Genomic DNA, 12,979 nt, shown 5'->3' with positions numbered 1-12,979 from the left:
GAGTGAGAATCCTACTTTTAGAGGATGATTTTAATTACAGAGAGAGTGTCTCGGAATATCTTCAAGTCTTAGGCTATGAGGTTGACGAGGCACCCGATGGGCAGGTGGCTTGTGATAAGATATCAAAAAACTTCTACCACCTGCTTATTCTTGATATAAAGGTTCCGCATATAAGCGGACACGAAGTTATAAAATATGCAAAAGACATTGGTCTTCAAACCCCGATAATGATTATGACCTCTCTTGTAGATATTAATAATTTATCCGTCGGCTACGAGCTTGGTTGCAATGAATATCTAAAAAAACCTTTTGAATTGGCTGAACTTAAATTTAGAGTTAATGAGCTAATGCGTAAATATCATGGAAAAGATGATAAAAATTTAATCGCCATAGACGAAGATTCTAGGCTTGACACTATTAAAAAACAGTTGCATTTTAAAGATAAAGTAATAGAGCTTAGCTTGAAGGAATTTGACCTGATAGAGTGCTTGCTGTATCATAAAAATAGTTTTGTCGGAGTTGAGACTATAAGGGCCGAGGTTTGGGGTGATAAAGAGATAGATTCGGCGGATATTAGAATGCATGTTCTTAAAATTCGTCAAAAAACAAAGCCTGATTTTATCGTTTCTTCCCGCGGACTCGGCTATAAAATAGATGTTAAACAATCTTAAAATACCTATTTTTTCTACTTTGGTAATAATGGTTTTATTTATTTTCCAAAGCTATGAGATTATAAATTTAAGCGCTAAAGACGAATATTCTAAAAATATGTTTGAATTGCTTGAATACGAGGGTAAAATACGCCATAGCCTAGAAAATAATCAAACTATTCCATCATCTTTGATATATAAATATGGAATTTACACTTACAAAGAGAAAAAAGTAGTATCAAATTTAGAGGTTACACCAAGCACCTTTCAGTTTGTAACCTTGCAAGAGAAAGGCTATCTCTTTTATAAGAGCTATTTTCAACTGGAACAGAATTTTTACTATCTGATTTTAGCCAAAAAGCAAAATAGTGCGAGAATTTTATTCGTAACGGTTTTAACCCTTGTATTTGCATTGATTGTGGTATTTGTTACGTTGTATCTATCTTTTGTAAGCGGCATTAAACCATATAAAGATGCAAAAAAATATATGAATAATTTTTTTAACGACGCTATGCACGAGCTTAAAACTCCGCTTGGAGTAATCGGCATAAATTTAGAGATGCTCGGAATAGATAATAAATACACAAACCGTATAAAAGCGGCTTTAAAACAGATGCAAATAACATACGAAGATACTGAATATTACATTAAGCACAGCTATATTTTATTTCCGCCTGAAATTTTAAATCTGAGCGAATTTTGCCTTGAGCGAGCTAGTTATATGAGGGGGCTTGCAATGTCTAAGAATATTAAAATTTATGACTTTGTAGAGCCTGATTTGAAGGTGTTTATGAATAAGATTGAGGCCGGAAGGCTTATAGATAACAACCTTAGTAATGCCATTAAATATAGTCCGGCAGGAAGTATTATAAATTTAAAACTAAGTCTTCAGAGTGATTGGATTGTGCTTGAAGTAGAGGATTTTGGCGAAGGCATTAAGGATTCTAATAAAATTTGGAAGCGTTATGTAAGAGATGAGGGCGTGCAAGGTGGCTTTGGACTAGGGCTTAATATAGTAGCGGGAATATGTATAAAAAACGGTATAGAATACTCCGTGACAAGCGAGCTCAAAAAAGGTAGTGTGTTTAAGTATAAATTTATTCCTTATTCTAAGCATATACTAGACTAACTACTTAAGCCATATATTTAGCTTTGATAAATTTCTTTCTTTTTGATCGGAATTAAAATATATTACAAAATAGCCTATTTTATTGCCCATAGTATCATTCATAGGCTCAATTGCAAAGTTGTGGGTGTTGAATTTATGAAACTGTTGCCCGTTAAAATTGATTGTCTGTAAAATCGGTAAAATATTCAAATTCGCATAATCTTTATTTATAAGATAAAAATCATTTATCATATTTTCATTGTCTTGGCTTTGGTATGGGGAGCCGGGACTCTTTTTTAATAGCACAAAGAGATCTATTCCTTGATCTTTGAAAAAGTCACTTAGATGTTCAAAATCAAGCAAAACCTCTATGCTTCCTAAGAAACTGTTCTTAGATGATAAAATAATCGGTGCAACAGCTCTTACAAAGACTCCTCCCCTTCCAACCTCAATATCAGCCACGGCTCCCTTTTTAACCTCTTTTAGCATATAACGAAAACTCAAAAGATTGTCATCGTGCATCGGTATCCAGCTTCTTACAAAGCTTTTCATATCTGCCGTATGAATATGAAATTTTACATTTTTATATATAGGCACTTTTTGTAGTATGTTTGTAAATTGATTCAGAGCCTTTAAACAGCCATCCCTATCGTTTTGCAAAAGGCAGTTTTTGATATTTTCATTTTCTGATAAAAGTACCGCCACCGTCATTGCCGATAGCTTCTCTTCTTCTATATTTTTGTTTAGTATTTTAGTTTGGAAATCAAAAAATTTCTTTATATTCTCCGTTTCTAGCTCTTTTGTGTATTCAATCCAATAAAATATTAAAAATACTAATAGTATTAGACCGGTTACAGAAAAAGTAATTGCTAGTTTTTTATTCATTCTCTAGACTCTTTACTAAAATTTCTTTAAACTCATTAAAATTTGGCAGCTCAAGCGATCCTTCGCGTTGTTTTTTACCCCACATAGACTCTGGAAAGAAGCTATCGTTTTCAAATCTCGCCATCACATGAAAATGTATCCTTGGAAGATAGTTTGCAAAGCTTGCTATATTTATTTTTTTTGGTTTATAAAATTGAATCATTGTCTTTTCTGCTATTAAAATTGCTTCAAAAAGCCTATTTCTAGTGGCTTCATCACAATCGCTAAGCTCAACGTAAGGAGTATTTGTAAAAATTTTAATCCAAGGTATTTCACTATTTTCGCGTTCTATATTTATAAATTCATCTTGATATATCATTTTTACCTCTTTTTTGAGGCGATTGTATCTAAATTTGAATTTTAATCAATTTAAATCTATACTATGTGCAATCAAGGAATAAACATGAAAATAGCAATAGTTGTGTATGATAGGATAAATTTAGTAAGTTTGGCTGAAATTTGGAGTCTGCTTTCAAATTTACAAACAAAGCATGATGTTAAAATCTGCGCTTTTAAGAGTGAAATAGTAGACGAGCATGGACTAAAGATAGTGCCTCAAATTTACAGTGAGAGTTTGTATGGATATGACGTTGTTATTATTCCGGATGGACTTGGGGTGCTTAGCTTAAGACATGATGAAATTTTTCTAAGCTGGATTAGAAGTGCAGGCAGGGCTAGACTTAAAATAGCGCTTGACTTAGGAGCTTTGATTTTTGGAGGTGCAGGGTTTTTGGAAGGCAGAGGGGCTTGCCTTAGAGCCGGATACAAAAACGCTATTGGCGAATACGCTAAATTTATAAATGCAAATATGTGCGAAGATGGCGATATAGTAACTATTTGTGAGTTAAATAGTGTTACAAAAGATAGGTTGGCTGAAATTTTAATTTAGCTGAGAATTTTATGGTCTAAAATTCTCAATTTTATTAAATTTATTCTACGGTAACGCTTTTGGCAAGATTTCTTGGCATATCCACATCATTGCCCAGTCTAACGGCGATTTCGAGAGCAAAAATTTGAAGTATTATCATCATCTCAAAAAATTCGCTCATAACATGAGATTGTTCGCTTGTTTTTATAAAATCATCGCTTAATTCAAATTCTTGCGGACTAATTGCTAGGATGTAGGCGTCTCTTGCGGCAAGCTCTTCGACATTACTCTTTGTCTTTTCGTATAGGCTATTTTTTGGCATGAGTGCTATAGTGAATAATCTCTCGTCCGCAAGCGCGATAGGTCCGTGTTTCATTTCGCCCGACGGATAGCCTTCTGCATGCAGATATGAAATTTCTTTTAGTTTTAAAGCACCCTCAAGTGCAAGCGGATAGAAAATATCGCGTCCAATAAAGAAAAATCCGTGCCCATGAAGATAATGTTTAGATAAGCGGCGGATTTTTTCCTGTAAATTTGTACTGATATTTAGTATTGTAGGCACATGAAGCAGGGCGTTTATTTCGCTTTCAAGATCTTCTTTTGCTATGCTTTTTCTAGCGTTTGCGCTTTGTAATGCAAGCATCCATAGAAGTATTAGTTGGGTTGCAAAAGCCTTTGTGCTGGCTACGCCTTTTTCTATACCGGCGCGAGTTAGCAGGGTAGTATCTGCCAAGCGAACTATGGATGAGTTATCGACGTTGCATATCGCCAGAGTCTTTAGTCCGGTATCTTTTGCGATTTTTAACGCTTCTAGGGTGTCTGCCGTCTCTCCGCTTTGGCTTATTGCTATAAATAGAGAATTTTTATTTAGCTTTGGCTTACGGTAGCGAAATTCGCTGGCTATTTCTACTTTTGCTCTTAAGTCGGCCAATCGCTCAAAGAGATAGCTGGCCGTAAGTGCTGCATGATAGCTTGTTCCGCATGCACAAAGCACTATATCATCGATATTTGCCAGATATTCGTTACTAAGTCCTTCAAGCTCTATATTTTTGTTTTTGATTCGCCCCATCATGCACTCTGCAACCACGGTGCTTTGTTCGTAAATTTCTTTTTCCATAAAGAATCTATACCCCTCTTTTTGAGCATAGCTCTTGTCTCTTGGAAGTGGCACGAATGCAGGTGAAATAGCTTGGGCATGCTTATATATTTTTATCTCATCAATGCTTATAAATCCGTAGTTTTTGTCATCTAAATACATTACCTCTTTTGCTATTCCTATTAGTGCGGCGTCAGAAGATGCGAAAAATAGCTCGTTATTTTCGCCTTTTGCTATAGCCATAGGCGCAGCGTCTTTAGCAAAAAATATCTTATTAGGAGCAAGTTTTGTGATAAGCAGAGTCGCATAGGCTCCTTGAAGTCTTGATATTGTCTTTTCATACGCCTTAAAAACGTCATCAAGCTCTCTTAAATTGGCTTCAAATAGATGAACTATGACCTCGGTATCTGTTTGGCTTAAGAATTTTACGCCTTTATCTTCAAGCTCATCTTTAATCTCTTTATAATTTTCTATAATTCCGTTATGCACTACGAAAGAGTGCTCGCCAAAATGTGGATGAGCGTTTATTTCTGTTGGTTTCCCATGGGTAGCCCAGCGAGTGTGCCCTATGGCCACACCTTTGCCTATAGAGCTAAAGTCCTTTGTTTTTTGAGCCAAATTTTCAAGTTTTCCAACCGCTTTAAAATAATTAATCTCGTTTTCGCTCATTACCGCCATACCGGCACTGTCGTATCCGCGGTATTCAAGCTCTTTTAGTCCGTTTAAAATAATATCTCTTTTTTCACCGCTACCTATGTAGCCTACTATTCCACACATTTTTACTCGCTTATCAATAAATTTAAAATTTCACTCTCGTTTGCATATAGCTTTTGGCTTTTTTCTATCAAAAATAGATTGCGTGTGCGATTTTTTATGGTTTGAATTCTCGCACTAGTGATTTTTATGTCTAGATTTTCCAAAACCCCCATCACATAAGCCATGAGTCCACGCTGATCTTTGGCATTTATCGAAAGTTTAGCATAATCTTTTGAATGATTCGTGTCAAAATTTAGCTCATCTTTTAAAATCAGTGGCTTATCAATGCTAGCTTTATCTATGCTTTTAAGTGAAATTTCTATCAGATTTCTAATGGTTTCTAACTCGCTATTTTTGACATTTTTATTAAAATCAAGTTTGATATAAAATTTATCGTCAAATAGCTCAAAAATTTCCATATAAGCAAGGTCAAGATGAGCTAAATTTGATAAAAGTATAGCTAGATTCGGATAGAATTTTGAGACTATTTGGATAATAAAGCTTGGATGATTTTTAGTGTTTATGTCTAAATTTTGCGTATTTTGCGCTAAAGAGGCGATATTTACTATATCTAAGGGCTGATATTTTATAAATAATAAATTTGCCGGAATTTTAAAGATTTTTTCCTTTAAATTCTCGTCCAATCCTATAAATTCACTATTTCTCTTTAGACTATACTCTTTTTTTGCTCTTCTTGTGGCTTCGTCAAGTAGATTTTCGTCATCAAAGCTTTCAAGAGATATCAGATATAATTCGCGTAAAAGTTTAGCAAGATAAGCTGTATAAAATTTATCGTTAGTTGCGTTGATAACGCAATACGTGATGATATACAGAAGTTTTAAGACATTTTTATCGCCAAGCTTTGATATAAAGCTAAAAATAGTCTGCTGAGAGTAGATATCCTCGCGGTTTGCAACATCGCTCATAAGAGTATGGTATCTAACCAAAACAACCCCTGTATTTACCGCTTTTTGGCTTAACTCAAGTTTTGCAGCATAAGCCCTAAAAATATTTGAGCCAACTACACTGTGATCGCCTGTTAGTCCTTTGCCAACATCGTGAAGCAAGGCCACAAGCTTTAGCATTATTTTGCCTTCGCCGCAAAGCTCGTCATATAGGTTCTTTATAAATTTATCCTTGATGTTTTCTAGATGTTTTACTGTAAGCAAGCAATGCTCATCAACCGTAAATTTATGATATCCGTCAAATACCGCAAGATGGCTTGTGTGCTCCATAGGCTTAACTAAAATTGGCAAAATTTCAGCATCAAGCAGAGCTTTAAGCAGGCAGTAGCTATTTTTTCTTTCTAAAATTTTTTTGAAATTCGCTAGATAAATTTCAAGCTCGCTTTTTAAAACTTCAACCCTTTTTATATAAAAGATAGCTCCTGTGTCAAATTTATAATCCATATCATTAAGTTCTAAAAGCTCTCCCAGCACATCATTTAATCCTTTTGATTTTTTATGAAGCGGAGTATAAAGAGTATCTTCTATTCTATAAAATCCATTTTTTAGCCTTGCTATTTTTAGCTGCTTAAAACCCATCTCGCTTTTAAAATTCGATCTGTAAAAAGAAGCGGTAAGATACCTTGAATAAAGAGCCACGGTATGCATGCAAGATAGCAACTTTTGAGAGATTATACTGTCTGTTTCTTGAGTTTTTTTAGACTTTGTTTGCATTAGATTGGTGATTTCGTCGATATAAGCGGAGCTAAATATATCAGAGCCCGTGGATAAATTTTGAGCTGTTTTTATACATAATATAAAATCTATCGCTAAATTTAATACGCTTAGCTCTTTTTCGTCTATAAATTTAAGTGCCTGCGTTCTAAAGCTTATTTCGTTATCAAAGCCGTTTAATGCGCAATTTAGATAGTAAATATCGTTTGTTCCGCCAAAGTCACTCTTAAGATCCGGCTCTTGTTTTAAATTTTTAATATCTTTAAAGGCTCCAAGAGATTTTATGTAGTATTTTAAATTCTCTTTTTGATTAAATTCTCTAGTTTTATAAATTTCGCTTCTGGCGAGTTTGTACATATTTTTTGAGCCGGATATATAGCGAATTTTACTAATTGAAGCCTTTGCCTTAAAGTCGTTTTTAAAATTTTCGAAAATTTCATTAAGCTGAATTGTCTTTATGTTTAAATTTAGCCCGCAGTCTTCTAATGCCTGATGTAAAAGTTTTAAAATTTGGCGTATGTTAAATCCGTCTATATTTTTATATACGATTAAAACTTCAAAGACGGAATTTGGGCTTATGAGACTTTGTCCGTATTTTTGGGTTGCTATGACGCAAAGCGGAATGTGATCTATGTCCGGTAAAAAATCTCTAAAAATATCGCTAAGCACAGCATTTGTAAATAGTTTTATGAGCTCATCGCTATCTTTGGCTATAAAATTTGCAAACCCTTTTCCTTGCAATTTTAAAATTTCTATTTTTAGATTTTTTTGATGTTTTTTGCGTATGTTTTCTAGCTCTAAAAAATCAACCTTCTCTCTTCTTAAAGCCACCTTCTACCAACCTTTTTAAAAGTTAAATTTATAAATAATACTAAAATTTTGCAAAAACAAAGCTTTTTTTATCTATAATCGCCAATATCTAATTCAAAATGGGCTATGAAATTGATAAATTTAATAGAAAAATTACAAAGTGGCGATAGGCTTGAAGCCAGTGAATGCTTGAAGCTATACGACCTTGATCTTTTTACATTAGGCAAATTTGCAAATTTAAAGCGCCAAAAACTGCACGGTAAAAAAGCCTTTTTTAATCTTAATCGTCATATTAATCCGACAAATATATGTGCTGATGTATGCAAATTTTGCGCTTTCTCATCTCATAGGAAAAATCCAAATCCATATATAATGAGCTATGATGAGATTATGCAAATAGTGGAAAAAAGCGTAGAAAACGGAGCAAAAGAGATACATATAGTATCGGCCCATAATCCAAATACATCTTGGCAATGGTATCTGGAAATTTTTAAAAAGATAAAAGAGGCGTATCCAAATTTGCACGTCAAGGCTTTAACGGCAGCAGAGGTTGATTTCTTATCCCGTCATCACGGATTAAGCTATGATGAAGTTATAGATAAGATGATAGAGTACGGCGTAGATAGCATGCCTGGCGGTGGAGCTGAGATATTTGATGAGGACATTCGGGCTAAAATTTGCAAAGGCAAGGTAGGCTCTAAAAATTGGCTTGAAATCCATAAAAAATGGCACGAAAGAGGTAGGCTAAGTAACGCTACTATGCTATTTGGCCACATAGAAGAGCCTAAACATAGGATAGATCATATGCTTAGAATTCGTGATTTGCAAGATATGACAAATGGATTTAATGCGTTTATTCCGCTTGTGTATCAAAAGGATAATAATTTCATAAAAGCTAGCAAATTTATGGGCTCTGTCGAAATTTTAAAGACTATGGCGATATCGCGTTTGGTTCTTGATAATGTGCCTCATATTAAGGCATACTGGGCGACTTCTACTATAAATTTAGCTATGGTTGCTCAAGAATTTGGAGCTGATGATCTGGACGGAACTATACAAAAAGAGAGCATTCAGAGTGCTGCAGGAGCAAAAAGTGCGAGCGGAATGGACATGAGAAACTTTATAGATCTTATCCGAAGCTCAGGACTAACTCCGGTAGAGAGAGATAGTATGTATAACGAGATAAAAGTATATTAAAAATTTAAGGAGAGAAAGGTGGATTATTTTAGGTTAAAAGAAAATAATACCGACGTTAAAAAAGAGTTTAGCGCCGGTCTTACGACATTTTTGACGATGATGTATATCGTGCCTGTAAACGCTATTATTATGAGTCAGGCTGGTATGCCTATAGATGCGCTTATAACTGCGACTGCACTTATAACATTTTTTGCTACCGTATTTAACGGAATATGGGCAAATACACCTGTGGCAATGAGTGTGGGAATGGGATTAAATGCTTATTTTACATTCGGTCTTGTTATTGGCATGAATATGCCGTGGCAGACGGCTCTTGGTGTGGTTTTTATATCTGGAATTATATTTTTTATACTATCTTTTTCAAATTTTAGAGTCTGGGTTATAAAGTCTATTCCGCTTGATCTTAGACGTGCAATAAGTGCTGGTATAGGAACTTTTATAAGCTTTATCGGGCTTCAGCAGATGGGCATAATAGTAAAGAACGATGCTGTATTGGTTGGGCTTGGAAATTTAAAAGATATGAACGTAATTTTAGGATTAATAGGTCTTCTTTTTGTAATATCTTTTTGGACTTGGAAGGTTAAGGGAGCTTTTATTTTATCCATTATTGCTACATCTATTGTTGCGTGGGTATTTAAAATTTCACCTTATCCTAGCGAGGTTTTTTCTCTCCCGGCGTCTATTTCTCCGATGTTTTTAGAACTTGATATTATAGGGGCGTTATCGTTGGCTTTATTGCCTGTTATAGTCACTTTCTTCGTTACCGATCTTTTTGACTCAGTTGGTACATTGGCTGGAGTTGGTAATAGGGCTGGAATATTTGATGAAAGTAATCGGCAGGGCATGAGAAAACTAGAAAAGACTCTTGAAGCAGATGCTATAGCGACAGTTGCAGGCTCTTTGATAGGAGTTAGTACTACTACGGCTTTCGTAGAAAGTGCAAGCGGTGTAGAAGAGGGCGGTAGAACGGGCCTTACTGCAGTATTTTGCGGATGTTTATTTTTACTTACAGTGTTTATGCTCCCACTTTTTAAATCGATACCTTCAAATGCAGTATATCCAGTGCTTGTGATGGTGGGCGTGCTTATGTTTAGTGAGCTTGCCAATGTAAATTTTAAAGATCCGGCTATAGGTATTTCAGCGTTTTTTATAGTAGTTTTAATGCCTCTTACATATTCTATTACAAGCGGTCTATCTGCAGGATTTATAGCATATTTGATAGTTAGGCTTTTAAGACGTGAGTTTGATCAAATTAACTTCGGTGTTATAGTCCTTGCTCTTATTGGTTTGATAGTATTTTTAGTTCATTAAGGAGTTTTTGTATGATATATTACGGATATGAGGAATTTGAAAAAGATATTAAGGCTTTGGCAAAAGAGGTAAGGGATGAATTTAATCCGGATGTAATTTTGGCTATTGCTAGAGGTGGTCTTACATTAGGACACTCTTTGGCTGTTGCTCTTAATAAACGCAATCTTTTCACTTTAAATTCTATCCATTACGAGGATACGAAAAAGCTTGATACGATTGAAATTTTCAATATCCCTGACCTTTCTAAATTTACTAAAATTTTGCTAGTTGACGATATTATAGATACTGGTGAGAGTATAGTTGAGATTAAGAGGCAGCTCTTAAAAATTTATCCTCATATAGATATTAAAATCGCATCGGTGTTTTATAAAGCAAAGGCTCTGTTGTTACCTGATTTTAAGATAAAAGAGGCGCATGAGTGGGTTGAATTTTTCTGGGATGTTCATATATAATTGTTGTTAAAGTAAAACATAGTGCAAAAACAAGGTTTTTTATATTCAGAATCTTTTTTGATATCTCTTATATGCTGTTTTAGTCTATGTTGTTTGCTCTATGCAGTTTCAACTCTTAGCATTAGCTACTATGAAGCTGAGATTTTTTATAACTCCGGTTCAATGGCTGGAGTTATGTCTAGATTTTTTGTATCTATTTTTGGTCATAATGACTACGCTTTAAGACTGCCTTTTTTGATTTCTCATATATTTAGCATAATACTGCTTTATAAAATTTCAAAATCTATACTAAAACGTAAATTTGATAGAGTAATCGGTGTTTTGATCTTTATATTTTTACCGGGAGTTATTGCATCTGCGATACTCGTAAATGATGCAGGTATAGTTATAATGCTTGCATTGCTTGGTATATATCTTTATCAAATCAGGCAAACTGTAGCGTTTTATCTTGTTTTGGTTTTACTTGCTTTTGCTAGCGACTCTTTCTTGGTATATTTTATTGCTCTTTTTATATTTGGAATTTATAAAAAAGACGGTCAACTTGCGTGGCTATCAGCTATTTTGTTTAGTATATGTTTATCTATATACGGTTTTGATACAGGTGGGAAGCCAAGAGGATATTTTTTAGACACAATAAGTATATTTGCTGCCGTATTTTCGCCGTTTGTATTTATATATTTTGTATATTGTATGTATAGAATTTGGGTTAAAGAGCAAAAAAATTTGCTTTGGTTTGTTGTGATAACGTCTTTTTGTCTATGTCTTGTCGCATCCATAAGGCAAAGACTTGAGATTGAAAATTTTTTACCTTTTTGTGTCATAGCAACTCCTCTTATAGTGAGAGTTTTTTTTAACTCATATCGAGTTAGACTGCCAATTTTTAGAAAAAGCTATAAATTTATGACCTCATTTGTTGCTTTTTCATTAGTTATAAGCTTTGTTTTTGTATTGTTTAATGAAATTTTTTATATATATGCCCAAAATCCTAAAAAACATTTTGCCTATAAGTATCATGTTGCAAAAGAGCTTTCAATAAAGCTCAAAGAAATGGATATTAAAAATGTTCAAACCGATGAAAGATTAGCGCTTAGGCTTAAATTTTACGGAATCGAAAATGGTAAAACAAAACTTATAAATTTAGATTTAAAAGATAATTATGCTAATATAACCATAGAAAAATTTGGTAAACCTATTGCTAAATTTAAACTCTCTCAGGAATATATATGAAAAAAGCCTTTACTATGCTTGAGCTAGTTGTTGTTATCGTTGTTATAGGAATTTTAGCCGCGATGGCTATACCAAGACTTGAGCGCGATAACCTTGCCGAAGCTGTTGATCAAATAATCTCTCATATAAGATACACTCAACATCTTGCTATGCAGGATAATAAATTCGATCCGGCCGTGGATAAATGGTTTAAAAGAAGATGGACTCTCTCTTTTAATACAGGCGGTTTTTGTGGCAGTAAAAATACTGACTGGACATATAGTGTTTATTTTGATGGCGTAGGAAAATTTACAGGAAATTTAAATAGCATAGATGAGGTCGCTAGAGATCCTCAAGATCCGTCAAAAATCATGAGTGCCGGTTGGGATAGCGGCTCTTTGGGAGGCGGTTGCCAAAATGCTAGCAATAAATATAATATAACAAAAAAATTTGGAATAACTAATATTGATTTTTCAAATGGTTGCGGTGCTGCCAATACAACATCTATATCGTTTGATGAATTTGGGCGTCCGATGCAAAAAGCCAGCACTACCGGCACCACAGGCGGAGCACAAAGGGGATATGATAGGATATTGGTTTCAGGCAATAATTGCTTTATTTCTATAAGTACTGCTGACAGAAATGCTACTATATATATCTCTCCTGAAACCGGTTTTGCTAGGGTCTCATACTGATTAAGATAAAATTATTTCTGTGGTGTATGTTTTTTAACCTCCCTTTAAGCTTCCCTCTTATATAATTCCAGCTCACGAATTAAGAAACCACCTTTAACTTCTTCTTTCAAGTTAATAAAGCTTTTTCTTTTTAATCGTCATGTTCTATAACTTTACCAATGTTAAACTAATTAGTCAATCTTTGAAATCTAAACAAGTGATCGATTGAGCCATCTACTTTAATAGGC

At 34.3% G+C, this 12,979-nt stretch carries 12 protein-coding genes; 8 read left to right on the top strand and 4 right to left on the bottom strand.

Translation table 11 applies throughout. The features are described from left to right. The first annotated feature begins 2 nt into the window (after positions 1-2). Positions 3-671 (top strand): response regulator transcription factor, encoded by a 669-nt coding sequence (locus CDOMF_RS07295; RefSeq protein ID WP_260951352.1) that lies wholly within the window; start codon positions 3-5, stop codon positions 669-671. After that, complete coding sequence (locus CDOMF_RS07290) at positions 655-1,779, top strand: sensor histidine kinase (protein ID WP_260951351.1); 1,125 nt, start codon at positions 655-657, stop codon at positions 1,777-1,779. The genes CDOMF_RS07295 and CDOMF_RS07290 overlap by 17 nt, the downstream gene beginning before the upstream one ends. Here the strand turns inward: CDOMF_RS07290 and CDOMF_RS07285 are convergent, their stop codons facing one another. Both CDOMF_RS07285 and CDOMF_RS07280 read right to left on the bottom strand, forming a co-directional pair. Further along, positions 1,780-2,643: a cache domain-containing protein gene (locus tag CDOMF_RS07285; RefSeq protein ID WP_260951350.1), complete on the bottom strand. Its 864-nt coding sequence runs from the start codon at positions 2,641-2,643 to the stop codon at positions 1,780-1,782. Then, entirely contained in the window at positions 2,636-3,001 is a 366-nt protein-coding gene (locus CDOMF_RS07280) for an HIT family protein (protein WP_260951349.1), read from the bottom strand. The genes CDOMF_RS07285 and CDOMF_RS07280 overlap by 8 nt, the downstream gene beginning before the upstream one ends. Before the next feature lie 84 nt (positions 3,002-3,085). Here CDOMF_RS07280 and CDOMF_RS07275 point away from each other — a divergent pair, with 84 nt between their 5' ends. Then, positions 3,086-3,571 carry a DJ-1/PfpI family protein gene (locus CDOMF_RS07275; protein WP_260951348.1) on the top strand — a complete coding sequence of 162 codons (486 nt, stop codon included), beginning with the start codon at positions 3,086-3,088 and terminating at the stop codon, positions 3,569-3,571. Between the two features lie 40 nt (positions 3,572-3,611). Here CDOMF_RS07275 and glmS read toward each other — a convergent pair whose 3' ends face one another. Then, complete coding sequence (gene glmS / locus CDOMF_RS07270) at positions 3,612-5,423, bottom strand: glutamine--fructose-6-phosphate transaminase (isomerizing) (protein WP_260951347.1); 1,812 nt, start codon at positions 5,421-5,423, stop codon at positions 3,612-3,614. 2 nt (positions 5,424-5,425) lie between these two features. Then, positions 5,426-7,912: an HD domain-containing protein gene (locus CDOMF_RS07265; RefSeq protein ID WP_260951346.1), complete on the bottom strand. Its 2,487-nt coding sequence runs from the start codon at positions 7,910-7,912 to the stop codon at positions 5,426-5,428. A gap of 111 nt (positions 7,913-8,023) precedes the next feature. On the opposite strand from CDOMF_RS07265, the gene mqnE reads away from it, so the two are divergent. The 5 genes from mqnE to CDOMF_RS07240 all read left to right on the top strand — a co-directional run bounded on the left by mqnE (position 8,024) and on the right by CDOMF_RS07240 (position 12,752). Then, positions 8,024-9,088, top strand: coding sequence for an aminofutalosine synthase MqnE (gene mqnE / locus CDOMF_RS07260; RefSeq protein WP_260951345.1), 1,065 nt, complete (start codon positions 8,024-8,026; stop codon positions 9,086-9,088). 18 nt (positions 9,089-9,106) lie between these two features. After that, positions 9,107-10,399, top strand: coding sequence for an NCS2 family permease (locus tag CDOMF_RS07255; RefSeq protein ID WP_260951344.1), 1,293 nt, complete (start codon positions 9,107-9,109; stop codon positions 10,397-10,399). Positions 10,400-10,410: 11 nt separating this feature from the next. Beyond that, positions 10,411-10,851 (top strand): phosphoribosyltransferase, encoded by a 441-nt coding sequence (locus CDOMF_RS07250; protein ID WP_169973241.1) that lies wholly within the window; start codon positions 10,411-10,413, stop codon positions 10,849-10,851. A gap of 93 nt (positions 10,852-10,944) precedes the next feature. Beyond that, positions 10,945-12,078: an ArnT family glycosyltransferase gene (locus tag CDOMF_RS07245; RefSeq protein WP_260951343.1), complete on the top strand. Its 1,134-nt coding sequence runs from the start codon at positions 10,945-10,947 to the stop codon at positions 12,076-12,078. Continuing rightward, positions 12,075-12,752 carry a pilus assembly FimT family protein gene (locus CDOMF_RS07240; protein WP_169973242.1) on the top strand — a complete coding sequence of 226 codons (678 nt, stop codon included), beginning with the start codon at positions 12,075-12,077 and terminating at the stop codon, positions 12,750-12,752. Before CDOMF_RS07245 ends, CDOMF_RS07240 begins: the two co-directional genes overlap by 4 nt. The last annotated feature ends 227 nt before the right edge of the window (positions 12,753-12,979 follow it).

The organism is Campylobacter sp. RM16187 (genome assembly GCF_025319965.1).
GTDB lineage: Bacteria > Campylobacterota > Campylobacteria > Campylobacterales > Campylobacteraceae > Campylobacter_A.
The sequence above is the reverse complement of the archived record's forward strand: the minus strand, read 5'-3'. Positions and strand labels throughout refer to the sequence as shown.